This window comes from Mesorhizobium erdmanii USDA 3471, from assembly GCF_000472705.1.
Classification (GTDB): Bacteria; Pseudomonadota; Alphaproteobacteria; order Rhizobiales; family Rhizobiaceae; genus Mesorhizobium; species Mesorhizobium erdmanii.
On the sequence record NZ_AXAE01000028.1, the window covers coordinates 35,957 to 62,393 of the forward strand.

Annotated in this window: 26 protein-coding genes; 14 read left to right on the forward strand and 12 right to left on the reverse strand. The window is 62.5% G+C overall.

Going from position 1 to position 26,437, the window contains the following annotated elements; genetic code table 11:
* Positions 1-392 precede the first annotated feature (392 nt).
* Complete coding sequence (locus tag A3AU_RS1000000139945) at positions 393-569, reverse strand: hypothetical protein (protein WP_167335249.1); 177 nt, start codon at positions 567-569, stop codon at positions 393-395.
* Positions 570-878: 309 nt separating this feature from the next.
* Here A3AU_RS1000000139945 and A3AU_RS0122415 point away from each other — a divergent pair, with 309 nt between their 5' ends.
* The 4 genes from A3AU_RS0122415 to A3AU_RS0122430 all read left to right on the forward strand — a co-directional run bounded on the left by A3AU_RS0122415 (position 879) and on the right by A3AU_RS0122430 (position 4,346).
* Positions 879-1,247, forward strand: a complete 369-nt coding sequence (locus tag A3AU_RS0122415) for a septal ring lytic transglycosylase RlpA family protein (protein WP_027054863.1) — start codon at positions 879-881, stop codon at positions 1,245-1,247.
* Between the two features lie 373 nt (positions 1,248-1,620).
* Positions 1,621-2,898, forward strand: a complete 1,278-nt coding sequence (locus A3AU_RS0122420; RefSeq protein WP_027054864.1) for a polyhydroxyalkanoate depolymerase — start codon at positions 1,621-1,623, stop codon at positions 2,896-2,898.
* 158 nt (positions 2,899-3,056) lie between these two features.
* The gene (locus tag A3AU_RS0122425) at positions 3,057-3,677 is read left to right on the forward strand and encodes a transglutaminase-like cysteine peptidase (RefSeq protein WP_027054865.1); all 621 of its coding nucleotides are present in this window, start codon (positions 3,057-3,059) and stop codon (positions 3,675-3,677) included.
* A 420-nt stretch (positions 3,678-4,097) separates the two neighbouring features.
* The gene (locus A3AU_RS0122430; RefSeq protein ID WP_027054866.1) at positions 4,098-4,346 is read left to right on the forward strand and encodes a hypothetical protein; all 249 of its coding nucleotides are present in this window, start codon (positions 4,098-4,100) and stop codon (positions 4,344-4,346) included.
* A gap of 88 nt (positions 4,347-4,434) precedes the next feature.
* Here A3AU_RS0122430 and A3AU_RS0122435 read toward each other — a convergent pair whose 3' ends face one another.
* From A3AU_RS0122435 to A3AU_RS0122450, 4 genes are all read right to left on the reverse strand, one after another.
* Complete coding sequence (locus A3AU_RS0122435; RefSeq protein ID WP_027054867.1) at positions 4,435-4,803, reverse strand: helix-turn-helix domain-containing protein; 369 nt, start codon at positions 4,801-4,803, stop codon at positions 4,435-4,437.
* Between the two features lie 19 nt (positions 4,804-4,822).
* Positions 4,823-5,353, reverse strand: a complete 531-nt coding sequence (locus A3AU_RS0122440) for a Smr/MutS family protein (RefSeq protein WP_027054868.1) — start codon at positions 5,351-5,353, stop codon at positions 4,823-4,825.
* Positions 5,350-6,465: a murein transglycosylase A gene (gene mltA, locus A3AU_RS0122445; protein ID WP_027054869.1), complete on the reverse strand. Its 1,116-nt coding sequence runs from the start codon at positions 6,463-6,465 to the stop codon at positions 5,350-5,352. The genes A3AU_RS0122440 and mltA overlap by 4 nt, the downstream gene beginning before the upstream one ends.
* A 78-nt stretch (positions 6,466-6,543) precedes the next feature.
* On the reverse strand, positions 6,544-7,251 hold the full coding sequence (locus A3AU_RS0122450; RefSeq protein ID WP_027054870.1) for a Tim44/TimA family putative adaptor protein: 708 nt from the start codon (positions 7,249-7,251) through the stop codon (positions 6,544-6,546).
* A 211-nt stretch (positions 7,252-7,462) separates the two neighbouring features.
* On the opposite strand from A3AU_RS0122450, the gene A3AU_RS0122455 reads away from it, so the two are divergent.
* From A3AU_RS0122455 to A3AU_RS0122465, 3 genes are all read left to right on the forward strand, one after another.
* A complete protein-coding gene (locus A3AU_RS0122455; protein ID WP_027054871.1) occupies positions 7,463-7,963 on the forward strand; it encodes an FxsA family protein in 501 nt (166 codons plus the stop codon).
* A gap of 357 nt (positions 7,964-8,320) precedes the next feature.
* The gene (secB, locus tag A3AU_RS0122460) at positions 8,321-8,827 is read left to right on the forward strand and encodes a protein-export chaperone SecB (RefSeq protein WP_027054872.1); all 507 of its coding nucleotides are present in this window, start codon (positions 8,321-8,323) and stop codon (positions 8,825-8,827) included.
* A 310-nt stretch (positions 8,828-9,137) separates the two neighbouring features.
* Entirely contained in the window at positions 9,138-10,778 is a 1,641-nt protein-coding gene (locus A3AU_RS0122465) for an ABC transporter substrate-binding protein (RefSeq protein WP_027054873.1), read from the forward strand.
* A gap of 368 nt (positions 10,779-11,146) precedes the next feature.
* Here the strand turns inward: A3AU_RS0122465 and A3AU_RS1000000139550 are convergent, their stop codons facing one another.
* Positions 11,147-11,662 (reverse strand): hypothetical protein, encoded by a 516-nt coding sequence (locus A3AU_RS1000000139550; protein ID WP_027054874.1) that lies wholly within the window; start codon positions 11,660-11,662, stop codon positions 11,147-11,149.
* 814 nt (positions 11,663-12,476) lie between these two features.
* Complete coding sequence (locus tag A3AU_RS1000000139555; RefSeq protein ID WP_027054875.1) at positions 12,477-12,989, reverse strand: hypothetical protein; 513 nt, start codon at positions 12,987-12,989, stop codon at positions 12,477-12,479.
* A 228-nt stretch (positions 12,990-13,217) separates the two neighbouring features.
* Between A3AU_RS1000000139555 and A3AU_RS1000000138210 the strand changes: the two genes are divergently transcribed.
* Entirely contained in the window at positions 13,218-14,225 is a 1,008-nt protein-coding gene (locus A3AU_RS1000000138210; RefSeq protein ID WP_081709629.1) for a DNA-methyltransferase, read from the forward strand.
* Entirely contained in the window at positions 14,182-15,906 is a 1,725-nt protein-coding gene (locus tag A3AU_RS0122490; RefSeq protein ID WP_027054877.1) for a DGQHR domain-containing protein, read from the forward strand. Before A3AU_RS1000000138210 ends, A3AU_RS0122490 begins: the two co-directional genes overlap by 44 nt.
* Here A3AU_RS0122490 and lepA read toward each other — a convergent pair.
* Complete coding sequence (gene lepA / locus A3AU_RS0122495) at positions 15,903-17,708, reverse strand: translation elongation factor 4 (protein ID WP_027054878.1); 1,806 nt, start codon at positions 17,706-17,708, stop codon at positions 15,903-15,905. The two genes, A3AU_RS0122490 and lepA, sit on opposite strands and share 4 nt — an antisense overlap.
* Before the next feature lie 207 nt (positions 17,709-17,915).
* Here lepA and A3AU_RS0122500 point away from each other — a divergent pair, with 207 nt between their 5' ends.
* The 4 genes from A3AU_RS0122500 to msrA all read left to right on the forward strand — a co-directional run bounded on the left by A3AU_RS0122500 (position 17,916) and on the right by msrA (position 21,426).
* Positions 17,916-19,043, forward strand: a complete 1,128-nt coding sequence (locus tag A3AU_RS0122500) for a TadE/TadG family type IV pilus assembly protein (protein ID WP_027054879.1) — start codon at positions 17,916-17,918, stop codon at positions 19,041-19,043.
* Between the two features lie 365 nt (positions 19,044-19,408).
* On the forward strand, positions 19,409-20,107 hold the full coding sequence (locus tag A3AU_RS0122505; protein ID WP_027054880.1) for a DUF1223 domain-containing protein: 699 nt from the start codon (positions 19,409-19,411) through the stop codon (positions 20,105-20,107).
* 98 nt (positions 20,108-20,205) lie between these two features.
* A complete protein-coding gene (locus A3AU_RS0122510) occupies positions 20,206-20,529 on the forward strand; it encodes a hypothetical protein (RefSeq protein ID WP_027054881.1) in 324 nt (107 codons plus the stop codon).
* Positions 20,530-20,688: 159 nt separating this feature from the next.
* A complete protein-coding gene (msrA, locus tag A3AU_RS0122520) occupies positions 20,689-21,426 on the forward strand; it encodes a peptide-methionine (S)-S-oxide reductase MsrA (RefSeq protein ID WP_027054882.1) in 738 nt (245 codons plus the stop codon).
* Positions 21,427-21,468: 42 nt separating this feature from the next.
* On the opposite strand, the gene A3AU_RS0122525 is transcribed toward msrA, so the two are convergent.
* The 3 genes from A3AU_RS0122525 to A3AU_RS0122535 form a co-directional block, all read right to left on the reverse strand.
* Positions 21,469-21,966: a hypothetical protein gene (locus A3AU_RS0122525; protein WP_027054883.1), complete on the reverse strand. Its 498-nt coding sequence runs from the start codon at positions 21,964-21,966 to the stop codon at positions 21,469-21,471.
* A gap of 80 nt (positions 21,967-22,046) precedes the next feature.
* Positions 22,047-22,334, reverse strand: a complete 288-nt coding sequence (locus tag A3AU_RS0122530) for a hypothetical protein (protein WP_027054884.1) — start codon at positions 22,332-22,334, stop codon at positions 22,047-22,049.
* Positions 22,312-22,584, reverse strand: a complete 273-nt coding sequence (locus A3AU_RS0122535; RefSeq protein ID WP_027054885.1) for a DUF4242 domain-containing protein — start codon at positions 22,582-22,584, stop codon at positions 22,312-22,314. The genes A3AU_RS0122530 and A3AU_RS0122535 overlap by 23 nt, the downstream gene beginning before the upstream one ends.
* Positions 22,585-22,828: 244 nt before the next feature.
* Here A3AU_RS0122535 and A3AU_RS0122540 point away from each other — a divergent pair, with 244 nt between their 5' ends.
* A complete protein-coding gene (locus A3AU_RS0122540; RefSeq protein ID WP_027054886.1) occupies positions 22,829-25,417 on the forward strand; it encodes an ATP-binding protein in 2,589 nt (862 codons plus the stop codon).
* Positions 25,418-25,431: 14 nt separating this feature from the next.
* Here A3AU_RS0122540 and A3AU_RS0122545 read toward each other — a convergent pair whose 3' ends face one another.
* On the reverse strand, positions 25,432-26,436 hold the full coding sequence (locus tag A3AU_RS0122545; protein ID WP_027054887.1) for a cytochrome d ubiquinol oxidase subunit II: 1,005 nt from the start codon (positions 26,434-26,436) through the stop codon (positions 25,432-25,434).
* Position 26,437: the final 1 nt, after the last annotated feature.

Here is a 26,437-nt window from a genome sequence, read left to right on the forward strand (position 1 = left end):
CACCCCGGTCTCCGACGCGGCTACTTGCGTTGCCGCCGGCCCATGGGAGGCGATTTGTTGTTGACGCCGCTACGATGCAGATCCTGCCGTGGAGCGCGTGTGCCGTCGGTGAACTGAAGCCAGGTGCCGAAGCGCAAAGCGTTTCGAATTGGACTTTGTTGAGTAGGATTGCCGGCACCGATACTTCGCCACGCGCATGGGTCGGCACGATAGTTGTCGCCCCAAGCAGCAATACCACCCCGATTGCCCAATCTTTCCGAAGGTTGCTCACGTCAGACCTCCACATATACCCGCGCCAAACAGCATCGCGTCCGCCAGCGCATTCCGCTGCGGGATTATAACCAGTTATAGCGTAAACTTATCAAAATAAAGGGTCTGCTACCGCCTCACCCCTACCGGTTCGCCCACACCAGCCCCGCCAGGCCGACCAGCATGGCGGCAAGCCCGATATAGAGCCATTGCGACTGGCCGGTCATGAAGCTGCCGCCGACCACGCCGATGCCTTGCAACGACCACACCGCTCCGACAGCCAGCACAATCAAGGCCAGCAGATTTTTGGTCAGTCTCATTGACGGATCCCGCTTTCCAAGTCGATCGTTTGCGGCGCCATGGCCGCGATGAAAGAGCCGAAGGAAGTGACCAGATTGGCGCGACTTCTACTTGAAAATCTAAGCCAAATTTTGTCATGAAAGTCCTCGGCGCGATTACGAATATCATCAAAAACTGATCTTCGCGCGCCGGAAAATCCCTGACAGACTGTTACCCGGTGACTCCAAACGTGTGATCTCGCCACGGAACGGACAGATCACTGCCGCATTTCCTGCCTTATTCTCGACCTAACGGCTGGGGTCTGTCAAAAACGGAGCCACCCCTTAAAGATGAAGACCCTAAATCAAACCGCGCTTGTCGCGGTAACGATCGCTGCTGGCCTGATGGTCGGCGCCTCCGCCACTTCGGCGACCGCCGCCGCCGGCCAGTGCGGCCGCGCTTCCTGGTACGCGCTGCACTCGAAGACCGCATCGGGCGAGCGCATGAACCCCTCGGCGATGACCGCCGCCCACCGGACACTGCCGTTCGGCACCAAATTGCGGGTCACCAACCAGAACAACGGCCGCAGCGTCATTGTGCGCATCAACGATCGTGGCCCGTTCATTCGCGGACGCGTGCTCGACCTGTCGAAGGGCGCCGCCGGCCAGCTCGGCTTCATCGGTTCCGGCCAGACCGCTGTCTGCATGGCGCGTGTCTAATGCATGTCGCCCAGAAGTGTGTAGCGGTTCTGGGACAACGATATGCATCAAAACAAAACGCCTTAATGTCGTCTTTCCTGGGACCGTGATCCCTGCGAACCCGGGGTCCGCAGAGCGAAACCGGAACCACTTTTCGGGATCATGGTCTGGTGTCCGGCAGGAAGGCCGGACATATTTCCTACACATTTCGGCACTGCACATTGAGCCGGCTCGCCCGTTCAAGGCCGATTTCCAGCGCTTTGGACGAAAGAACCATTGCTCACGCGACGTGACGTATTGCATCGCAACAATTAGTTGTTAACCTCGCCGCGAGACATCTAGGGCTCGGCGCTGCTCGTCGTTCCTTCGATTGCAGGCCGCAGCGGGGTTGTCGATGTTCTACCAGCTCTATGAGATGAACCATGCGGCACTGCAGCCCGCCCGGCTCTATGCCGACGCGGTGCGGCTGTTCTATTCCAACCCGCTCAATCCGATCTCGCACACGCCCTGGGGCCGTTCGATCGCTGCAAGCGCCGAACTGTTCGAACGCACCACGCGCCGCTACGGCAAGCCGGCCTTCGGCCTCGACAAGACCGTCGTCGACTGGAAGAGCGTCGCGGTCACCGAAAGAACCGTCTGGTCGAAGCCGTTCTGCAATCTCGTCCGCTTCGAGCGCGCCGTGCCGGCCGCGCGCAAGCCCGACCCGAAGCTGCTGATCGTGGCGCCGATGTCTGGCCACTATGCGACGCTGCTGCGCGGCACGGTGGAAGCCATGCTGCCCTATGCCGATGTCCACATCACCGACTGGGTCGACGCCCGCATGGTGCCGCTGGTCGACGGCAGTTTCGATCTCGACGACTATATCGACTATGTCATCGAGATGTTCCACGCGCTCGGGCCCGACACCCATGTGATGGCGGTGTGCCAGCCTTCCGTGCCGGTTCTGGCCGCGGTGGCGCTTATGGAAACCAGGGGCGACCCGTTCGTGCCGTCGACGATGACCCTGATGGGCGGTCCGATCGACACCCGCCGCAACCCGACCGCGGTCAACCTTTTGGCCGAGGAAAAGGGCATCGACTGGTTCCGGGGCAACGTCATCATGCGCGCGCCCTGGCCGGAGCCCGGCTTCGGCCGCGAGGTCTATCCAGGCTTCCTGCAGCTGTCCGGCTTCATGAGCATGAACCTCGACCGCCACATCGCCGCCCACAAGGACTTCTTCATGCACCTTGTGAAGCATGATGGCGACAATGCCGAAAAACACCGCGACTTCTATGACGAATATCTGGCTGTCATGGACCTGACGGCGGAGTTCTACCTGCAGACCGTCGACACCGTGTTCGTGCGCCATGCCTTGCCCAAGGGTGAGATGACGCATCGCGGCACTCGGATCGACACGTCAGCCATCCGCAATGTCGCCCTGTTCACGGTCGAGGGCGAGAACGACGACATATCGGGCCTTGGCCAGACCAAGGCGGCGCAGGATCTGTGCGTCAACATTCCGGCCGACAAGAAGGCGCACTACATACAGCCGGCGGTCGGCCATTACGGCGTCTTCAACGGCTCGCGCTTCCGTTCCGAGATCGTGCCGCGCATCGTCGACTTCATCACCAGCTATGGCCGCCAGAACCGGGTCGCGGTAAAGCCGAAGCTGATCCGAACCGCCAAGCGGTAGGCAATTCCGGGCAGAATCGGTTGCCGGTCCGATTCTGCTGCACAAGCGTCGCTGTCCCTCCCCTCGGGTAACCATGCTGCAAATCAGCCCGTCGTCGGAATTGACACGGACTGCCGATCGCCCTTAACGTTTCGTTAACAACAGGGTGAGCGGGGACAATGAATTCCTCAACAATGGCGAGAAGGCTGCGCTTGTGCGTGGCCATGGCCGGCCTGGCAGCCACGGCGGGCTGGATGGCACCGGCCTTGGCTGCCGGAGCGATGGCGACCGGGGGCATCACCTCGCAGCCGATCGGCCACTATGATTTCTGCAGACTGCACCCCGGCGAATGCTCGATCCGTCCAAGCAATCTGGCACCGGCCAGGATGACCAATGGGCTGATGAGCAAGCTCGCCAGCGTTACCGCCAGGGTCAACGCCGCCGTCAAGCCGATGAGCGACATGGACATTTACGGCAAGGACGAGGTCTGGGCCTATCCCGACAAGGGCGTCGGCGATTGCGAGGACTATGTGCTGGAGAAGCGCCGCCGGCTGTCCCACATGGGCATCTCGCTGTCCGATCTTCTCATCACCGTGGTGCGCAAGCCAGACGGCGAAGGCCATTCCGTGCTGACCGTGCGCACCGACAAGGGCGACTACGTGCTCGACAATCTGACCGACAAGGTCAAGGCCTGGGACCAGACTGGCTACCGCTTCCTCAAGCGGCAGGCGATCGACAACACCGGCCGCTGGGTCTCCATCCGCGGCGGCCAGCAGGTTCTGGTCGGCTCGGTGGAGTAGGACTGCAGCCGCCTGGTTGGGCAGCGCACCCCCAGCGCTTCTTCATGCTAGGGCGGAGCAAGGAGCGAAGCGACGCGCGCAGACCCGAGGATCCATGCCGTGACACCAACATAGAACGCGGCGGCGCAGGAACAGGCGCCGGCCATCTTCATCCGAGCATCACCACATTCTGCACCGCTGCGACGCCCGCAGGTCGCGGCATGGATCCTCGGGTCTGCGCGACGCCGCTTCGCGGCTGCTCCGCCCGTGGATGACGAACGCGTGGAGGCTCCCGCTAATCGCGAAGGGCTCTGCCGCGGCCCGCCCTCGCGAGGTGACGCGCACTCCCTCCGAAAAAATCTTCGCATCTCCGTGAACCATTTCCGTTCGCCCGGCGACACACAGCCGTGAACGATAGAAACCCAACCATGGAGACTTCAAATGACTGCTTTCCTGCGTAATACCCTTCTCGCCGCCGTCGCGGTATCGGCCTTGGGCGGATCCGCTCTGGCTGGTCAAACCGACACGAGCTGCGTCAAGACGACGCTCAATGACCTTTGGGCCGGCCGTTGTTGCGGCACCGCCGGCGCGTCGGACTGTCTGGGCGGTGGCAACGGCGGCCGTGGCGACCATGACCACCCGGGCACGAATGGCGGCAATCCCAATGGCGGGCCGGCCGGTAAGCCCTGATCCCACCACAGCTGCCCGCTGGCGTTTCGCCGGCGGGCACTGGTTTGCGATCAGGCGGACGCCCGTCGCAAAATCCGGTTGGAACAGATCACGCCCGTCGGCCCAGCGCCGCACGGATCGATGCGGTGATGCGGCGCAGTTCCGCCTCGTCGAGCTTCTCAATGTTCTCGGCCAGCAGATTGGCCAGTTCGGTGGCGGCGGGATTGAGCCCCGACGTATCGAGCCTGACGCGCGGATGCGAGGCTTCGGCCAGCCGTGCCAGTTCCTCGGCATCGTCCCAGATGACGTTGAAATAGCCGATGATCTTCTGGATCAGCGTCCAGGTCGGCGCGCCGCGCCTGCCATGCTCGAGCGCCGACAGATAGGCGGCGCTGACGCCGATCGCCGCCGCCATGTCCTTCTGGCTGACGCCGCGCTCATTGCGCAGCGCCCGCAGCCTCTCGCCGAACGGCGTCATGCGCCCGGCCTCACAACCCTCATGAACGCACCCGCCGCAGCCTGATATAGAGCGCGCCCGCGCCGCCATGGTTGCGGGCGGCATGGTCGTGGCTGGAGACCAGCGGCCGGAACGCCGGCGTCGACAGCCAGGCCGGCACGGCACGCCGCAGCACGCCGTCGCCGCCGGAGGAAGACCCCTTGCCGGTGATGACCAGCACATAGCGGATGCCGCCGGCATGCGCCCGGTGCAGGAACGAGAACAGCAGCGAATAGGCTTCGTCCTGCGTCATCCCATGCAGGTCGACGCGGCCTTCGATCGGCAGCCGGCCCTTCGACAATTTGTCCAGCGTCGGTTCGTCGAGCCGGTGCGTGACATGCTGTGCCTTTGGCTTGGCAACGGCCGCCGCATTGGCGGTGGGCTGGGCCGGTTGCGCCGGCGTTGGCTTGGCCTCGATGGCCAGGTCGGGAATGTCGACCGAAGTCCTGCCCTTCAGCGGGTTGGCCGTGCGCGCCACCAGGTTCCACAACACCCGGTCGTCTTCGCTTAGCCTGTCCGGGCGCTTGCTCACCGGGCGCTCCCGGCCAGCGCGCGCGGCACCAGCGCGTAAAAATCGGCGGCGTTGCGCACCACGCCGGCGATCTCGCCGGCGGCATCGCCCGAGCCGGCGAACAGATCGCCGCGCGCCGGCCCGGTGATGGCCGAGCCGGTATCCTGCGCGATCATCAGCCGCCGGAACGGTTTTTTGTCGAAGGCGGTCAGCGTCGGCGCGTCGATGTAGAAGGGCGTGCCGAACGTGTGCAGCAGCCGGTCGACGGCGACCGAGCGCCCCGGCGTCAGCGGCACCTTGGCGGCGGCGATCGGGCCGAGGGTCGCGTCCTCCACCTCGGCCTCGCGGAAGAAGATGTAGGAGCGGTTTTGCCACAGGATCTCGTCGACGCGCCCGGGATGCGCCTTGAACCAGGCGCGGATCGACTGCATCGTCACTTGCGACAGCGGGATTTCGCCCAGTTCGCTCAGCACCTTGCCCGGGCCGGTGAAGCGCTGCCCTGACTTGGCGGCGTAGGTGACACGGCAAAGCCGGCCGTCGGTCATGGCGAGCCGCGCCGCCCCTTGCACATGGACGAAGAAGGCATCGACCTTGTCGGCCAGCCAGGCGATCTCAAGCCCCTGGCCCGTGAGCGCGCCGCGCTCGATCGCGCCACGGTCGAAATACTCGACCGGTCCGTCCGCTGTCTGGCGTGCGAAGGCGAGATAGGCATCCATCCCCTGCGACCGGTTGGCGTCGTCGACATCGACGAGATCGGCCGGCCGCGACAGAAGCGGCACGGTGAAACGGTCGGTGCGCACCGGCGATGCCTCGACCTGAGGCTCGTAGAAGCCGGTGACGAGGCCGGCGCCGGTCTCGACCCCGACCGGCATCGGAACAACCAGCATGGGGATGAAATGCCGCTCGAAGAAGGCTCGGGCCTGCGCTCCATCCGGCGAAGCGACACCGCGCGCCTCCGCATAAGCCTCGGCGAAGGCGCCGAAATCGACGCCGAGCGCGCCGCTGCGATAGGGTTTTACCAGCACATGGAAAGCGGAGCGGCGAAACGCCTCGAAGGCCGGCAGGTGGTCGTCGCCGCCCCAGCCGGGGAGATCCGCGAAGGACTTCTCGACAAAAAGCGGCGATAGCGACACGGGAGCCTCGCCAACCCTGTTCTCATGCATGTCGTTATCCCAAAACCGCTTCGCACTTTAGGCGGCATGCATCGGGGCTCAGTCTTCTTCTTCGGTGGCGACGAGCTTCCAGTTCGGATCGCGCGAGCGCGTGTCGCGGGCGAAGGTCCAGACATCCTTGACCTCGGCCACGGTTTCCGGATCGCCGTCGATGACGGCGCCCGCCTTGTCGCGCGTCGCCGAAATCAGTTCGCTGATGATGCGCAGCGTCACATGCGCCTCGCCGCCCTTCATCTCGGCCGAGACGATGTCGGCCTTGTCGATGCCGACGAAGGACGACTGGATCTTCTCCGACTTGGCCTCGCGCTCGCCGATCGCGGCGACGAAACCGTCGAAAACCTCGCGCGACAGAAGGTTCTTCAATGTTTTGCGGTCGCCGTCGGCATAGGCCATGACGATCATCTCATAAGCCATCTTGGCGCCGTCGACGAAGCCCTTCGGATCGAAGGATGGATCATTGTCCTTGATCGCGCGCAGGCCCTTGTTGAGATCGGTGTCGGGCTTGGCGAAGGCGTCGATCGCCGTATAGGCGTCGGCCGGGGCCGGGTCGCCGGGCGCGCGCTTGCGCGGCAGCGAAACGACATTCTCGGGCTTCTGCGTTGCATCCTTGTCGGTGCGCGCCGCCGTATAGGGATCGAAGGGCGGCCGCTCGCTCCCGGTGCGACGGCCCAGCACGTTGCGCAGCTGGAAGAAGATCACCACCGCCGCGATCAGGAAGAAAATCGTGCCGAAGTCGAAGAATCCCATATCTTCCGCCAATCAATCCCTGCCTCTAGGCCGGACCGTCCAGCCGAAAGGCCGCGGTCGCATAGCGTTCAACATTCAAAGCATATAGAACGCAAGGCGCAATCATTCAAATCAATGGCAGGCATACCTATCTAACAGCCTCGGTGCCAGCGGTGATTGGCCGCCAGGGGCAAAACAAACGAAACGACCATCGAAAAAAGATCGGCAAGACTTGCGCATTTCGCTGCTTCCCCTTTTCCTTCTCGCGCTTCCGCTGCTGGAAATCGCCGGTTTCGTCATCGTTGGCCGCGAGGTCGGCGCGCTGGCGACGGTCGGCCTCGTGCTGGCCTCGAGCATCGCCGGCGTGCTGTTGCTCAGGCACCAGGGTTTCGGCGTCATGGCGCGGGTGCGCGCCGAGATGGATGCCGGCCATGACCCGAGCCGCCATCTTGCCCACGGCGCCATGATCGTGGTCGCCGCGATCCTGCTCATCATCCCTGGTTTCATCACGGACATTATCGGCCTGCTCCTGTTCCTGCCGCCGGTGCGCGACCTTGCCTGGCGCCGGTTCAAGGGCCGCATCGTCGTCGCCACCGATTTCAGCGCCGGCGGCTTTCGCGCCCGCAGCCGCGACAAGGTCATCGACCTCGACGACGGCGATTACTCGCGCGAGGACGATTTCAAGCGCGGCCCGGATCACAATTCGCCATGGCGGCGGCTGAAGGACGATTAGGTCAGCCTATCCAAGGCTTCGTCATCCTGGGGCGGAGCAAGGAGCGAAGCGACGCGCGCAGACCCCGGGATCCATGCCGCGACCTTCGAGCTCCGCTGCGGTGAAGGTTTTCTGCCTGCCGCACCGCTCATCAGTTTCGGCTTCTTGCCGGCCAAGGGTCTTGAGCCGCCGCATCCTTTGGCCGACATCGCGGCATGGATCCTAGGGTCTCCGCGACGTCGCTCCGCTCCTGCTTCGCCCTAGGATGACGAAGTGGGAAGCAAGGCGGCAAACCTTGTCTTGTCATGCCGGCCATGGTAGCGAACGCCCGATTTCAATTCGGTCAGCAACGCTGCCCAGGGGAAAAGGAAAAGGCTCATGGCCAGCAATGATGACGCGCCGACCGGCGCTGCCAACGGAAACGGCAATGCGGCAGCGCAGCCGTCGCTCAACGTGCTCGCCCAGTATGTAAAGGACCTGTCCTTCGAAAGCCCCGGCGCGCCGAATTCGCTGCGCGGCCGCGACAAGGCCCCCGGCATCGCCATCAACGTCAACGTCAACGCCAACCCGCTTTCCGACAAGCAGTTCGACGTCAACCTGACGCTGAACGCCAAGGCTTCCTTCGACCAGGAAGTGCTGTTCAATGTCGAGCTGGTCTATGGCGGCGTCTTCGCTATCTCCGGCTTCCCGCAGGAGCACATGCTGCCGATCCTGTTCATCGAATGCCCGCGCCTTTTGTTCCCCTTCGCGCGCCAGATCATCGCCGAAGCCACCCGCAATGGCGGCTTCCCGCCGCTGATGCTCGACCCGATCGACTTCGCCCAGATGTTCCAGCAGAAGCTGGCCGAGGACCAGGCCGCGTCCTCGAAGGTCCAGGTGAGCTGAGGCTCGGCTTGATCGGATGTTTCGAAAAACCCGGCTTCGGCCGGGTTTTTTGTTGGGCGCCACCTTCGCGCTTTCGTCATCCTCGGGTCTCCGCGACGCCGCTGCGGAGCGCCGCACAACTCCTGCGGATTTCAGAACACTCCCCAACGTCACCCAGCCCTATCATCGGCCTCTCAGGCAAAGGCGTCCCGGCGGTAGCAGCCGCCCCCGCGTTGGCGATTCGCCGGGACGCCCTGTTTCTGTGCATGCCGTTGTCCCAAAACCGCCTCGCACCTTTGGGCGGCATGCACCAACAAAAGAGGGAACGACGATGAAATTTATGCTGACCGACCGCGAACTGCATCCCCGCGCCAAGCCCGTCGCCGACGATTTCAGGAAGGGCGGCATCAGCCGCCGCGAATATCTGGCGCTGATGGCCGGCCTCGGCGTTAGCGCCGCCGGCGCGCTGGCCTTGGGCGGCCTCACCCCGACTCCTGCCCGCGCCGCCGAGCCCAAGAAAGGCGGCACTTTGCGCGTCGCCATGAACGTCAAGGGTTTCAAGGACCCGCGCACCTTCGACGGCGTCGAAATGTCCAACGTCGCCCGCCACTGCAACGAATATCTGGTGCGCTGGAACACCGATTTCTCGTTCGAACCCTGGCTGCTGGAAAAATGGGAGATGAGCGACGACGCCAAAACGCTCACCCTGCATGTCCGCAAGGGCATCACCTGGTCGAACGGCGATGCCTTCAACGCCGACGATGTCGTCCACAACCTCACCCGCTGGTGCGAGGCCGGCGTCGCCGGCAATTCGGTCGCGGCGCGCATGGGCGCGCTGGTCAATGCCGACACCAAGAAGGTGGTCGATGGCGGCATCGAGAAGGTCGACGACCACACCATAAAACTCAATCTGCCGAAGCCCGACATCTCGCTGATCGCCGGCATGGCCGACTATCCCGCCTTGATCATGCACCGCTCCTATGACGGCGACGGCGATCCCCTGAAGGCGCTCGCCATCACCACCGGTCCCTGCGAACTGGTGAAGTGGGACGCCGAGACCGGCGCCGAGGTGAAGCGCAAGGACAAGCCCTGGTGGAAGGGCGAATTCTACCTCGATGGTATCCGGTGGATCGATTATGGCTCCGATCCCAACGCCATGCTGTCGGCGTTCGAATCCGGCGAGATCGACACCGACCACGAGACCGCCTCCGACGCCGTCTCGCAGACCGACAAGATGGGGTTGAAGAATTCCGAGATCGCCACCGGCTCGACCATCGTCGCCCGCTTCAATGTCGGCAACGCGCCCTATGACGACGTCAAGCTGCGCCGCGCCGCCCAGCTCGCCGTCGACAATTCCGCCGTGCTGAAGCTCGGCCTCGATGGCCGCGGCAAGCCCGCCGACAACCATCATGTCGGCCCCATGCATCCCGAATATGCCGATATCGGCCCGGCAAAACGCGACGTCGAGGAGGCGAAGAAATTGCTCGCCGCCTCCGGCAAGGCGGACCATGAATACGAACTGATCTCGGTCGACGTCGAATGGCAGAAGACCACAGCCGACGCCATCGCCGCGCAGATGCGCGAGGCCGGCCTGAAGATCAAGCGCACCGTGCTGCCCGCCGCCACCTTCTGGAACGACTGGAGCAAATACCCCTTCTCCTGCACCGAATGGCTCGGCCGCCCGCTCGGCGTCCAGGTGCTGGCGCTCGCCTACAAGTCCGGCGCCGCCTGGAACGAGAGCGCCTACGCCAACAAGGAGTTCGACGCGCTGCTCGACAAGGCGCTTGCCATGCCCGACGCCGCCAAGCGCAAGGAGATCATGGCCGAGATCGAGAAGAATCTGCGCGATAGCGGCATCATCATCCAACCCTACTGGCGCTCGGTGTACAGGACCTATCGCAAGGGTGTGGAAGGGTGTGAGCAGCACCAGGCGCTGGAGCAGCATTTCGAGAAGGTTTGGCTGGAAAGCTGAGCCTTCGCCGGTCTTGGGTTCCTCTGCCTCCGGAGGGGGAAAGGTGGCGCTGCGAAGCAGCGACGGAGTGGGGGAAGCCCTAAGTGAAGTCAAAGCCCGTTGAGAACCTAGGCCCCAGCTAGCGCGTGACTATCGCAGGTCGGCGCCGCGCCTCATTGCCCTGCCGGGCATTTCTCCCCGTAAACGGGGCGAAAGGGGCTGTCGCAACGCCGGCGCCTTCTTTGCGACGCCGGCAATTGGCGAAAGCAGCGGCAAGAGCGTCCTTCGCCCCGTTTACGGGGAGAAGATGGCGGCAGCCAGATGAGGGGCGGCGCGAACGCTCGTCTTCCAGTCGCGGATATCGACGGAAGGCGGCTCTAAACCACCAGCTACCGCTCCGCCCGCACCAGCGTCCAGATCCACCCGACAAAAGTCAGCACCAGGAACGGATAGCCTGCCGCCGGCAGCGGCGACGAGGTCGGCAGCAAGGGTGCGCCCCATAGGATCATGCAAGCCGAGACGACAAACAGCACGGCGGCCACGAGCGCGGTGAGCCGCATCCACAAGGCGAAGGTTTTTGGCGCGCTGATCAGCACCAGCCCCGCCGCCCACAGCGAGATGCCGCCGGCATAGGAAGGCACGCTGGCCTGCAAGCCCGCCGCATTGCCGGCCAGCAGCAGGCTTTCGCCGGCAAGGAAGGTCAGGAAGCCGGCCGCGACGCAATCATTGCCCAGCCGCTGGTACTTCATCGTCAGCAGCGCCGTCGCCACCACCAGCGCCACGCCGTCGATCGCCCACAGCGTTTCTCGCAGTGGCGCGCTGGCCACGAAAGTGCCGGCAAGCCCGAAAGCGCCGCCGACAGCCAGGCCGGTCGCGGCGACAGTGTCCAGAGAATTGGAACGCATTTGGAATTCCCCCCAAGCCGTGCAGGATACTCCCCGGTGGGGCGTTCTCAAAGCGGGTATCGAAAGGGTGCGCGAGGCGGCAAGCGGCGGTGCCTTGGGGCAAACCGCCCCCCGGGCCGATCCGGCAACCGAAGGCTGCGGGAATGGCCGGCGCGAATGCCGGTGAGGCAGTTGCCTGAGCCCGCGCCGGCCACTGGCGAACTGATTAAGGTCCGCCGCACGGCTTCTCTACCGCTGCGAGCCAGCGTGAGCAACCAACTCAGGGTTGGTATGGATTGTGCCGGCCCGTTCCATCACGTCGGTGAAGAAGTCCCTGCAGGTCGGGGCTCGAAGCGGATACTAGCCGCAGGGCTGCGAAACCGGGCAGGCGATTGCCGTCACGGCCGAAAGCTTCTCGCGCCTGTTCAGCGTCGGCTTTGCATATATCTTTTTCATGGATAGTCCCCCTGGCCCCCAATGGCCGGCGTCCAATGACGACGGTATTCGGGTGATGTCAATGTGGGACGGATAGGCTTGGCGCGCGGAATACTGCCGAAGTCAGCGCTGCCCCTCATCTGGCTGCCGCCACTCGTCGTTCGAAAAGCCAAGCAGTTGGCTTTTCGTCCGCTGCACGGACCACTCCTCAACTCCCCGTAAACGGGGCGAAGGACGCTGCCGTCGCTGGTTTCGCCAGTCGCCAACGTTGCAAAAAGGGGGCGCGGCGAAGCGGCCAGCTTCTTTCGCCCCGTTTACAGGGAGAAATGCCCGGCAGGGCAATGAGGGGCAGCGCCAACGCTCGTCTTCCTGCCGCGGATTTCGCCAGGAGCGGGCCCCCTCACCGCCCATCTCGAACCTGCATCCAGATCCACCCGATAAAAGTCAGCACCAGGAACGGATAGGAGGCGGCAGGCAGCAGCGACGAGGCCGGCAGCAAGGGCGCGCCCCACAGGATCATGCCGGCCGAGACGACAAACAGCACGGCGGCGACAAGCGCGGTGAGCCGCATCCACAGAGCAAAAGTCTTCGGCGCGCTGATCAGCACCGGTCCCGCCGCCCAACGCGTGATGCCGCCGGCATAGGAGGGCACGCTGGCCTGCAAGCCGGCCGCATTGCCGGCCATCAGCAATGTCTCGCCGGCGAGGAAGGTCAGGAAGCCGGCGGCGACGCGGTCATTGCCAAGGCGTTGGTATCTGAGGGTGAGCAGCGCGGTGCCCACGACGAGCGCCACACTCTCGATGGTCCACAGCGTCTCGCGCAGCGCGTCGCTACCAACGAAAGTCCCCGCCATGTCCAACGCGCCGCCGATGGCGAGGCCGGTTGCGGCGACGGCATCCGAGATGGAGCGCATTCGATGTCTTCCCAAGCGGGGATAGGAAACAACGAGGTGGGCACTGGATAAAAGGTGAGTGCCCGCTCCGGACGGCCGTATACCCTTCGGCCCCTGAGCCGACAGTAAGCAAACGACAGCCGACGTTGACTGGCCCAGTTAATAATCAAGATTTCTCGCAACGACGGGAGTGGCAACGTGATATGCTTTGTGACACTTCGCTGACATCGATTCGTCACTGGAAGACAAATGAACCAGAGAATTTTGGATTTTAGTGCCGCGCAACGCCTCTCGTCGATAGTTCGTGGCGACGCGCTGGCGGAACTGGATAATCTGGACGACAATTCGATTCAGCTGGTAGTTACTTCGCCCCCTTATAACATAGGTAAGGAGTATGAGAGGGAAAAGCGCCGCAGTCTTGAGGAATACCTTGAGTGGCTCGAGCCAATTGTTAGAAAGCTTTGCAAGAAAGTCAGAGACGATGGAAGTATTTGTTGGCAGGTTGGTAATTATATAAATAACTCGCAGGTTTATCCGTTAGATCTTTTCTTCTACAAGATGTTTATTGACGAAGGATTCAAATTAAGAAATCGTATAATCTGGCACTTCAATTTCGGACTTCATGCCACGCAACGTTTCTCCGGGCGATATGAGACGCTCCTGTGGTTCTCCAAAACCGATCAATACAAATTTCACCTCGATCCGGTCCGAGTTCCCCAGCTGTATCCAGGTAAACGGCACGGGAGCAAGCGGCCTGACAAGGCTGATCAACCAAGCGGCAATCCGCTTGGCAAAAATCCTTCTGACTTCTGGGAATTTTCGCCTGAAGAAGCATTCCTGCAAAATCCGGTTTGGAATATTCCGAACGTCAAGGCAAAGCACCCTGAAAAAACCGTCCATCCTTGCCAATTCCCAAGCGAACTCGTGGAACGATGCGTTCTGGCACTCACTGATCATGGCGATAAGATACTAGATCCATTCGTTGGAGCTGGGACGAGCGTAATCGCCGCCATCAAGCACGGCCGTGTCGGGGTCGGTATTGAGCAGAGCGAACAATACGTTCGGATCGCGAAAGATCGTATCGCGAAATACGAATCTGGCAGTCTCGAGTTGCGACCAGCAGGGAAAGCCGTGAGGCAGCCAAAAAGGGGCGAGAAGGTCGCGACACCCCCGAAGGAATGGTTAGGTCGCACGGCTTCTCCGGGAGGGGGAAATGAAGAAGGCAAAGGCAAAGGCAAAGGCAAAGCTAACGCCTGAGGAGCTTAAGGCTAAGAAGATTAAGGCCGACCATCGTAAGATGGTTCGCAGTGTCTTCAATAAGAGTGGTTTCGCTCGGGTGCCGGAACTCTCCGACAAAGAGTTTATATATCAAGGCCAGAAAACCGACTTCGACGACGTCTATGTTTTGGAGAACGTCCTTGCTTGTCTGGAGTACACGACCGCAACGGACATTGCTGCACATCTCAAGCCGAAGAAGATCGTTTACGATAAGATCGATGCTTCTCATGAAGATTCTGCAGCCTTTTATTCCGGCCTGAGTGACGATCTTAAGAACAAGCTACTTTCTGATTACGATGCCTCCGAGATTCAAGTTACAATCGTATATTGCTCGCTCAAAGATCCTGATGCTCAATTGAAACAAAATGTCCCTAATCCCGTCTACCTTGACTACCCTGACCTGAGATATTTCAAGAACCTGTCTGATTGCATTAGGAAATCGGCCGCCCCTGAACTTCTTGATTTTCTTAAACTGAAGGAGGAGGACATAGGTCAGGACGGAAAGGTCGGTGGAGGAAAAAAGACGGAGAGTTACCCGGGTTCCCTGCTGCCAGAATCCAGCTCTAATTTCAGCAAAGGCTACAAGGTTGTCTCATTCTATGCTGCGCCTCGTGTATTGCTGCGTTGCGCATACGTGCTTCGGAACGGCGGCTGGCGCGGTTCGTACAATCTATATCAAAGGATGATTTCTAAAACCAAAATAGACTCTACAAGGAGGTATTTAAAACTTCACAAGAGAGTTTTTGTTAATAACGTAATCGTCACTCTTCCTCCGGACTGTCATATTACTGATGCCAAGGGTAAAACAGCTGATCACACTGTCATAAACAAGACTGAACCCGTAATTGTCCAAGTGCCTGACAGGATTAACTCAATTGGGATAATCGACGGTCAACACCGAACGTATGCGTACCATGAAGCGGTGACGGATGATCCGGAAATCGCCAAGTTAAGGAACAAGCAAAACCTTCTGGTTACGGGAATTATATATCCAGAAACCGCTGATGCTGATGAACGAGAGAAGTTCGAGGCCAAACTCTTTCTAGAGATTAACTCCACGCAAACAAGCGCGAAATCCAGTCTTCGGCAAGCCATTGCCGCTATCCTGGAGCCGTTTTCGGCAGAGTCGATAGCAACCCGGGTGTTGGAGTCCCTTGATCAGAGTGGCGGGCCACTTTCCTCACAGATTGAGCGATACTTTTTTGACAAAGACAAGCTGAAGACAACCTCGATCGTAAGCTATGCGCTCAAGCCGCTCGTCAAGACCGGTGGCGCGGATTCACTTTTCTCCCTATGGAAGCAACCAAAAAAAGATAACATGATCGCTGATAAAGACTATGAGATGCTCAAAGCGTATGTAAAGTACTGCGCTTCGCAAATAGATATATTTCTTGCCGCCGCGAGAGCTTCCGTCCAAAAGGAAAAGTGGACGACGGACAAGGCAATAGATGGCCGCATGCTAAATACTACTACTATAAACAGCCTTTTAATTTGCCTGCGGCTGCTTATTGAAAACGACAAGACGGGTGATTTTGAATACTACAGGACTCGTTTAGCCGATCTTGGTAAGTTCCCATTTAAACAGTACCACTCAAGTCAATACAAACAGCTCGCTCTAAAGCTCTATGAGAAGCATTTTAAGCAGGCGGTGGCCCACTAGTCCCCCATCTTCAGCGCCTGAATAAACGCCTCCTGCGGAATATCGACCTTCCCAAACTGGCGCATCCGCTTCTTGCCCTCTTTCTGCTTGTCCAGCAGCTTGCGTTTGCGGCTCACGTCGCCACCATAACACTTCGCCGTCACGTCCTTGCGCAGTGCCGAGATGGTTTCGCGGGCGATGACCTTGCCGCCGATCGCGGCCTGGATCGGGATCTTGAACAGGTGGTGCGGGATCAGCTCCTTCAGCTTCTCGCACATCTGCCTTCCGCGCTTTTCCGCCGCCGTGCGGTGCACCAGCATGGAGAGCGCGTCGACCGGCTCCTCGTTGACCAGGATCGACATCTTCACCAGATCGCCCTCGCGATAGTCGGTCAGGTGATAGTCGAACGAGGCGTAGCCCTTGGAGATCGATTTCAGCCGATCGTAGAAATCGAACACCACCTCGTTGAGCGGCAGATCGTAGGTCAGCATGGCGCGTTTGCCGACATAGGAGAGGTCGGCCTGGATGCCGCGCCGGTCCTGGCAGAGTTTCAGAATGCCGCCGAGATAATCGTCGGGGGTCAGGATCGTGGCGCGGATCCACGGTTCCTCGATCGCCGAGATCTTCACCACGTCGGGCATGTCGGCCGGGTTGTGCAATTCCTTCACCGTGCCGTCGGTGAGCAGCAGCCGGTAGACGACGCTCGGCGCGGTGGCGATCAGGTCGAGGTTGAACTCGCGCTCCAGCCGCTCCTGGATGATCTCCAGATGCAAAAGGCCGAGGAAGCCGCAGCGATAGCCGAAGCCGAGCGCCGCGCTGGTTTCCATTTCATAAGAGAAAGAAGCGTCGTTGAGGCGCAGCTTGCCGACGGCGGCGCGCAGATCCTCGAAATCGGCGGCGTCGACCGGGAACAGGCCGCAGAACACCACAGGCTGCGCCGGCTTGAAGCCCGGCAGCGCCTGCGCGGTCTGGCGCTTGTCCTCGGTGATGGTGTCGCCGACGCGGGTGTCGGCCACTTCCTTGATCGAGCCGGTGAAGAAGCCGAACTCGCCGGGGCCGAGCTCGTCGACATTGATGCGGGCGGGCGTGAACACGCCGGTGCGCTCGACCAGGTATTTGGCGCCGGTGCCCATCATGCGGATGGTCTGGCCCTTCTTAAGCACGCCGTCGATGATGCGCACCAGCACGATGACGCCGAGATAGGCGTCGTACCAGCTGTCGACCAGCATCGCTTTCAAGGGCGCGGTCGCGTCGCCTTCGCGCGGCGGCGGCAATTGATGGACGATCGCTTCCAGCACGTCGGGTATGCCGAGCCCTGTCTTGGCCGAGATCAGCACGGCGTTGGAGGCGTCGATGCCGATCACCTCTTCCACCTGCTCGCGGATGCGCTCCGGCTCGGCGGCCGGCAGGTCGACCTTGTTCAGCACCACGACGATCTCGTGGTTGTTGTCGATCGCCTGGTAGACATTGGCCAGCGTCTGCGCCTCGACACCCTGGCTGGCGTCGACGACCAGCAGCGAGCCCTCGCAGGCGGCCAGCGACCGCGACACTTCATAGGCGAAGTCGACATGGCCGGGCGTGTCGATGAGGTTGAGGATATAGTCCTCGCCATTGTTGGCGCGGTATTTCAGCCGCACCGTCTGCGCCTTGATGGTGATGCCGCGCTCGCGCTCGATATCCATCGAGTCCAGCACCTGCTCCTTCATGTCGCGCGCCTCCAGCCCGCCGGTCAGCTGGATCAGGCGGTCGGCGAGCGTGGATTTGCCATGGTCGATATGGGCGACGATGGAGAAATTGCGGATGTGGTCGAGGGGCGTGCTCATCCGCGCGCTTTAGCAGGGGGCGCTTGCCCGGGCAAGGCTTGGCGCCCAAGGGCGGCGCCGGCGATCACAATACGGTGAGTGGCGCCAAAAAGTCGAGAATCCCGGCCTTGCGGCCCCGGATGCATAAAGTTTGAGCAATCCCGTTAGACGTTGATTTCCGGGCTGTGTGGTATCTGCACGCTTACTAATGTTATTGGGGGTAGAAAAATGTTGAAAATTGCAGGCGGGTTCGCCCGTTCGCGCAGTGGCTCCATGATGCCGCTGTTCTTCCTGAGCCTGGTGCCTCTTATAAGCGTGGTCGGCTTCTCAGTCGACTATACCAGCGCGATCCAAACCCAGTCCAACCAGCAGCAGGCGCTGGATGCCGCGCTGCTGTCGATCACCACCATGGACACCACCTCGACGCTGACGCAGCGCCAGACGGCGTTGCAGAATGCCTTCATCGCCAATAGTGGCCAAGGCACTGTGACGCTGAACAGTTTTGTGGCTGGTACCCCCACCACCGCTACCACCGGCCAAGCCTCGGCAAGTTTCTCCATGCCGACCATTTTCATGCAGATAGCCAGGATCAACACCGTGCCGATTGCCGTCTCGGCGGCGGTCAGCAAGCCGCCGGCGCTGGTCAATGCGACCTTCAAGATCGACAAGGTGTCGGGTTACTGGAACAAGACGATGACGCTCTACGGCACGAACTTCGGCGCCACGACGGCGCAAAAACTGATGACGGCCAGCTATGTCTACTCGCCCTACACCTATTCATACAAGGTGAGCAGCAAGTCCTATTCCTTGACGGAAGCAAAGGGTTACGGCACGACGACGATATCGCTTGTCAATGGTTCGACATCGACGGTGGTCCAGACGCAGACGTGCACCACCACCGGCTCGACGTCCGCTATCACCAATCCGCCGTCGGGCGCGATCGTGAGCGGGCAGTACGACGGCAACAGCGGCAAGACGATCTATTTCCAGACCACGTGCGCCACCACCAACGTGCCGGCCACAGGTGCCGGCGCCGCCGTCGACGTCAGCCAGATGGGCCAGCTTTACCTGCAGATGGATGTCACGACCGGCAACAAGGCGACGTTCAAGACGAACGACGCCACCACCTCCGACTACCTCTATCTGGGCACCACACCCACGCCCTTGACCGAGGTCGCCGCGGGGCAGCTGATTGACATCTTCAGCGTCGTGCCTTGCTCGCAGACCAGCTACCAGGCCTGGGAAGACGGCGGCACCACCCTCCCGGCCACTTATACGAATGCCGACTTTTTCTACAACGTCACCGGCAAGTGCGACTTCAATAAGCGGCCCTCCGACACTGCGCTGACGCAGTAGAAACAGCCGATCTCCCCCCTCGTGGGGGAGATGGCCGGCAGGCCAGAGGGGGGCGCTGTCCCGCTGTCCTGGCCGGCGTTCATGCTTTCCGCCCCAACGTCCATTGACCGACGGATCGGCGAATTGCCGGGTGGCGATGCGTATTAATACGGCATGGTTGGTGCTCTACGGCGCCCCCCCTCTGTCCTGCCGGACATCTCCCCCACGAGGAGGCAGATCAGCTGTTATGGCGGTCCTCGCCAATCTTCGGCGCTCTCGACGTACCTCCGATCACGAACCGGTGAGCGCTGTAACGAAGCCCGTGACGGCGACGAAGTGGGGGAATGACCGGCGCATATCGGCGCCATCACCCACGGAGCCAGCCAATGTCCAACCGCAGCAAGCTCGCCGTACTGTCCAGCCTGGGAGCCGTCGCTCTCGCGGCCTCGCTCGGTGCCGCCGCCGCGCAGCCGCTCACAGTGGTCGAGCTGTTCACCAGCCAGGGCTGTTCGTCCTGCCCGCCGGCCAATGCCAACCTCATCAAGGTCAAGGACCAGCCCGGCGTGCTGGCGCTGTCGTTCAACGTGACCTACTGGGATTACCTCGGCTGGAAGGACACGTTCGGCAAACAGGAATTCACCCAGCGCCAGGTTTCCTACGAGCCGCCACTTGGCCATGACGGGCCATTCACGCCGCAAGTGGTGGTCAACGGCCATGCCGACGTCGTCGGCGCGGCACCCGGCGAGATAGAGCACCTGATCAAGGCGACGGCCAAGACCGGCGGCCCCGCACTGTCGCTCGTGGGCGGCAAGGTCGCGATCGGCGCCGGCGCCGCACCGGGCGGCAAGGCCGATGTCTGGCTGGTGCGCTATGCCAAGGGCGTGGTGCAGGTGCCGGTGGCGCGTGGCGAAAACACCGGCCGCACCCTGCCGCATGCCAATGTCGTGCATGGCCTGACAAAACTCGGCAGCTGGACCGGCGGCGCCACCGCCTATCCGTTGCCCGCCACGCAAGGTGGCCTGAGCACCGCCGTGCTGGTGCAGTCGCCCGGCGGTGGGCCGATCCTGGCCGCCGCGACCAACTAGAATCACCCTTCACCAAGAGATTGCGCAACGCCGCATGAGCGGCGCCGCACAGACCGACGGCAGAGCCGTCACCCAACCCACCACCCAAGGAGACCACCATGACCATTCTGTCCCGCCTGACGCTGCCGGCCCTCGCGCTCGCTCTGTGCTCGACGGCGCTGCTGGCCGGCGGCATCGCCCGCGCCGATGACGCCACCAACGCCATGAAGCCCGCGGTCGACGCGATGAAACCGGCAACCGATGCGATGAAGCCGGCGACGGACGCGATGAAGCCGGCGGACCCGATGGCCACCAACGCCATGAAGCCAGCCGACAATGCCATGAAGCCTGCGGACAATGCGATGAAACCGGCGGCTGACGCCATGAAACCCGCCGCCGATGCGATGAAGCCCGCGGCCGACGCCATGGCTCCGGCCAATTAATTTTGGTCCGTGGCCGGCTGTCCCTGGTGGGCTCCCTGTCCAGCCGGGGACAGCTTCTTCAAAGGGAACGCGAAAGTGAGCCCTCCCCGCAACTCCGGCATCGCGCCATCGTAGCTCATCCAATAGACTGACCCAAATGGAAGCCAGAGGAGTGCAACCATGACCGACAACAAGATTTCGAATCGCAACCGTTCGATCGGCTTTGCCAAGGGTGCGCTCGCCGCGCTTGCCCTGGCCACCGCCGGCGCCGCCTTCTGGCTGACGCCGGCTGTCTCGGCTGAAGACGCGGTGGTCATCCCGCCGCCGGCGCTTGACGAGAAGGCGGCAGCGGGCAGCGAGAAGGCTGTTTTCGCCGGCGGCTGTTTCTGGGGCGTGCAGGGCGTGTTCCAGCACGTCAAGGGCGTCAGCGAGGCCGTCTCCGGTTACACCGGCGGCGCCAAGGACGACGCCGTCTACGAGACCGTCGGCACCGGCCGCACCGGCCACGCCGAATCCGTCGAGATCACCTACGACCCTTCGAAAGTCACCTACGGCCAGCTGCTGCAGGTCTATTTCTCGGTCGCCCACAATCCGACGCAGTTGAACTACCAGGGGCCGGATAGCGGTACCCAGTACCGCTCGACGATCTTCGCCGAAAACGACGACCAGAAGAAGATCGCGCAGAGCTACATCGCCCAGCTCGGCAAGGCCAAGGTGTTTTCGGAACCGATCGTCACCACGATCGAGACCGGCAAGACCTTCTACCCGGCCGAGAACTATCACCAGGACTTCCTGACGCTGAACCCGACCTATCCCTACATCGTCTACAACGACCTGCCCAAGGTGGCGAACCTGAAGCAACTGTTCCCGGCGCTGTACAGCGAGAAGCCGGTGCTGGTGCTGGCGGCGAGCAACTGACGAGGGTGGTTATCTCCCCCCTAAAAGGGGGGAGATTTGCGCCTACATGGCCTTCATCGCTTCGCACGACACATCGGGATTCATGTCGGCGAAGGTGCCGGTCGGGTTTTTCTTCCAGGCCCAGACATGCAGCTCGTAGAAGGCGCCAAGGCCGTAACGGTTGGGGGCACTGTTGAAGTTGAACAGCTGCCCTTCCAGCGAGGCCGGACCTTTCGAGGTGATGTATTCGACGGCCACAAGCTTGAGCTTGCCATCAGCCATCGGCTCGTACATGACCGCCTCCGGCTTTGCCAGATCGACGGCGTCGTCCTTCAGGTAGGCCGCGTTGACATAATGGATACCCATGGCGCCGCCGGCGATGCCGCTCGCGCAAGGGATCGGCGCATAGCCTTCCGCGGTGGCCATCGCCACATTCTCGAAACGGCTATTGGCTGTCCGCACCTTCTCATCCAGCCTGCCAGTATCGGCGTTCGCCGCCGTGGCCGCGATCGACAGGATCGACAGGTTGATGAGGTGCTTGGTCCATAGATGGATGTTCATGTTCTCTCCTCGTTGTTGATGGTGCGCGCGAGCGGCCGCCCCCGCCGCCGCGAAGTCGATGGCCGCGCGTGTCACGCGTGTCAGTCGTATCGGGTGAAGTCCCAGTATTGCGGCAGCTCTTCGAGATCCGGCAGGCCGATGTCGCGCCTCAGATAGTCGTCCTGCGGAGGCAACCGGCGCCGGCTCTTGCGCAATGGTGCGAACTGCAGCGAGGCAATCCGCCGGAGAACCCAGCCCAGTAACGGGCCTCGTCCGACTGGTCTCGAAGCCGCCAACACCTCGCTGGCCGGGTCGTCAGACAAGTCGCCATCGCCGCCAGGGACCGTTTGATGTTCATGGAGGGGATCAACGATAAAAGTAAGGGTCAAGGACCCGCACCTCCGTGATCTTGTCGACCGGCAGCGAATTCTTCTGCGCCGTGCTGCGGATCGCCTCGGGCGAAGGCGCATCATAGATGCAGAATGAGTGCTTCTTGTCGGGTGAGACGAAGGACTGCACCCAGGTGACGCCCTTCTCCGCATTGCGCATGATGACGCCGCCCAGCGCGTCGGCGCCGACATCGTTCATCGGCACGCTGAGACCGTCAGGAAATGTGCGTTGTACCACATAGCGAGGCATATCAAGCTTCCCTTTTCCATTGATTCACGCTCGATTTGAGCGCGGCTGGACAATGATCATGCTCGCCAAGGACGCGCATCGGAGCCTTTCCCTATTTTTTATGGGAAGATTACCTATAATGGCGGCGTTGTGTGGTAGGTGGCACCGAAATGTGGAGAGGGGCACATTGCCGGTCATTATCCCGGACGCTCGTGGCGGACGTCCAGGGATGCGCCCAGACACTATCCCTGTTGAGCGAATGACGATGCTTCTGGAACGGCAGGCCCAGCTGGAGCAGCTGGATGGACTTCTCGCGGAGGCCACGCGTGGCTGCGGCCATGTGGCGGCCCTATATGGCGAGGCGGGCGCCGGCAAGTCGGCGCTTGTCGAGGCTTTCGTCGGCGTGGCCAGCGACGGCGTGCGCATATTCCGCAGCGCCTGCGAGGATCTGTCGATTCCCGATCCGCTCGGCCCGCTCTACGATCTCGCCCGCGAGGCGCAGTGGGCGATGCCGCAGGCAATCGATGCCCGGCAGGGACAGCGGCTGCCCTTGTTTTCCGACGCGCTCGAAGTCTTCGAGGCAAGGACGCAGCCGACGCTTCTGATCATCGAGGACCTGCATTGGGCGGATGACGCGACCCTCGATTTCGTCCGCTTTCTCGGCCGCCGTATCGCCAACACCCACATCCTGCTCGTGCTGACGGCGCGCACCGACCGCAGCGAAGGTCAGATGCGTGTGCGCCGCGCACTCGGCGAAATTCCCGTCGGCAACATCGTGCGGATCGACGTGCCGCTGCTGAGCGAGGCCGCGGTGCTGTCGCTCGCCATTGCCGCCGGCCGCGATGGTGATGCCATCTACCGAGCGACGGCCGGCAACGCTTTCTTCGTCACCGAGCTTTTGTGCGCCGACAATGAGATGACGCCACCCGCCAGCGTGCGCGACGCCGTCGTTGCGCGGGCCGAACGGCTGTCTGCCGGCGCCCGCTCGATGCTCGACGCAGTGTCGGTGTTCCCCAGGCGTGCCGATGCCTGGGCGTTGCAGGGCCTGTGTGGCGTGGCGGCCGCCGGTCAGCTCGCGGAATGTGTTTCGAACGGGCTGCTTGACGATCTGGGCGACGGCTACGCCTTCCGGCACGAGATCGCGCGCCGCGCCATCGAGATGATGCTGACGACGAGTTCCAGGCGAATGTTCAACCAGCGCGCGCTGTCGGCGCTGCTCGAAAACAGCGGTGTCGCCACCGCGCGCCTCGTCCATCACGCGGTGGAAGCGCATAATCTGGAGGCGGTACGCGAGTTCGCGCCGATCGCGGCGCGGGAGGCCTCGCGTGTCGGCGCCCATCGCGACGCCGCCGGCTACTATGAGGTTGCCTTGCGCCAGGCCGATACCTTGCCTGCGGAGGAGCGCGCCGGCCTATACGAGCACTATGCGTTCGAGTGCCATCTGATCGCGCGCATCGACGAGGCCATCAAGGCGCAGCAACAGGCGCGTGTCCTGCGGCAGGCGCTTGGCAACACGCTGAAGGAAGGCGACAGCCTCAGATGGCTGTCGCGCTTCGCCTATCTCCTGGGCGACCGGCAGGACGCCGACATGTTCGGCGCCCAGGCGGTCACGTTGCTGGAGACTGTCCCGGCCAGTGCCGAGCTTGCCATGGCCTATTCCAACCTTTCGCAACTGGCGATGCTGGCCGAAAGGCTGGATGAGACCCTGTCGCTGGGCGCCAGGGCGATCGAGCTCGCCGAACGGTTGAACAGGCCGGAAGTCGTCTGCCATGCTCTCAACAATGTCGGCGCCGCCGAGCAGTGGCTGGACCTGGACTCAAGCCGGCTGCATCTTGCCCGCAGCCTGGAAATCGCGCTCGAGCAGAATTTCCAGGAGCATGCCGCCCGCGCCTTCACCAATTGTGCCTGTGGTGAAATGAACCAGCTGGGCTACAGCCAGGCGCAATCCTTTCTCGATCGCGGCATCGACTATTGCGTCGAGAACGACCTGGCGACGTGGCGCGATTACATGCGCGGCGTGCGGGCGCAGTTGCTCATGCGTCAGGGATGCTGGGATGAGGCGGCCGCCGAAGCGCTGGACGTGATTGCCAACGACGGGGCGACCGCCCTGGTGCGCTATCCTGCCCTGGTGGCTCTGTCGCGGCTGCGGGTGCGTCGTGGCGATCCCTCCGCCGAGCCGCTTCTGCAGGAGATGAAGCAATTTCTGGAAAGGGGAGCCGAGCTGCAGCGCCTGTTGCCCTATGCTTCGGTAGTTGCCGAGCGGGCCTGGCTCGGGGAGGCGGACGAGGACGAGGCGCTGCGGCTGATCGCCCTTGCCGAAAGCCTGTCGCCGACACGCGCGGTCTTTGCCGAACTGGCCGTCTGGCGCCGGCTGCTGGCGCCCGGCACCGACCCGGGCGATACATCGGGCATGGCCGCGCCCTATCGGATGCTGCTGGCTGGAGACTGGCGGGGGGCGGCTGCCGCCTGGGCTGAACTCGACGCCCCTTACGAACGCGCGCTGGCGCTCGCCCAGGGCGACGAGGCCGCGCAGCGCATGGCGCTGGAGATCCTCGAGGCGCTCGGCGCCCGGCCGGTCGCCGGCCATGTGCGCGACATCATGCGGCAGAACGGCGTCATCCGCATTGCCCGGGGGCCGCGCCGCACCACCCGCGCCAACAGTGCCGGCCTCACCCAGCGCCAGATGGAAGTGCTGCAGCTGATCGAGCGCGGCCTGTCCAACAAGCGCATCGCCGAGCATCTCGCCATTTCGCCCAAGACGGTCGATCACCATGTCTCGGCGGTGCTGGGCAAGCTCGACGCCGTTTCGCGCGGCGAGGCTACGGCTGCCGCACGTGACTCGGGGCTGATCTGAACGACCGCCCCGCATCAGTCGTAGGTTAGATCCGTCGCCTTGCCGCCGAACACCCGGTAGGCATAGAACGAATAGAAGATGATGATCGGCAGCACCACCACGGTGCCGGCCAGGATGATGGCGAGGCTCTCCGTCGCCGAGGCTGCCTGCCAGATGGTCAGCTTGTCGGGCACCACATAGGGGTAGAACGACCAGGCGAGCCCGGCAAAGCCTAGCGCGAAGATGGCGGCCAGCGTCAGGAACGGCATCAGCGAATGGCGGTCATCGGGCTTGGGCAGATGGAAGGTCTGCCGCCACAGCCACAGGAACAACAGCGCCGACAGGATCGGCAGCGGCGAGAGATACAGCATCTCCGGCCAGACGAACCATCTCTCGAAGATGCGCGGGCTGGCGAAGGGCGTTGCCAGCGAGACCGCCGCCATGCCGAGCGCGGTCAGCACCAGTGCCGTGCGCAGCCAGCGCACCGCTTTCTTCTGCAACTCGCCCTCGGTCTTGTAGATCACCCAGGCGGCACCCATCGCCGCATAGGCCGCTGCCAGGCAGAGCGCCACCAGCGCACCGAACGCCATGCCGCCCAGGCCGACATCCAGGCCGAGCACATAGACGCCGAGCATATAGCCTTGCGCCAGCGAGGCGATGACCGAACCCAGGAAGAAAATGCGGTTCCAGCGATGCTTCTTGCCGGCCGGCACCTTGGCGCGGAAATCGAAGGCCACGCCGCGCAGGATCAGCCCGACCAGAAGCACGAAGGCCGGCAGGTAGAGCGCGGTGAGGATGACGCCATGCGCCAGGGGAAAGGCGACCAGCAGCAGGCCGACGGCCAGCACCAGCCAGGTCTCGTTGGCATCCCAGAACGGGCCGATCGCCGCGATCATCGTGTCCTGCTCGGTATCTTCCGCCATGGCGAACAGGATGCCGATGCCGAGGTCGAAACCGTCGAGAATGACGTAGATCAGGATGGCTAGGCCCATCAGGCCGGCAAAGATCAGCGGCAGAGCCGTTGGCCAGTCGAAGCTCATG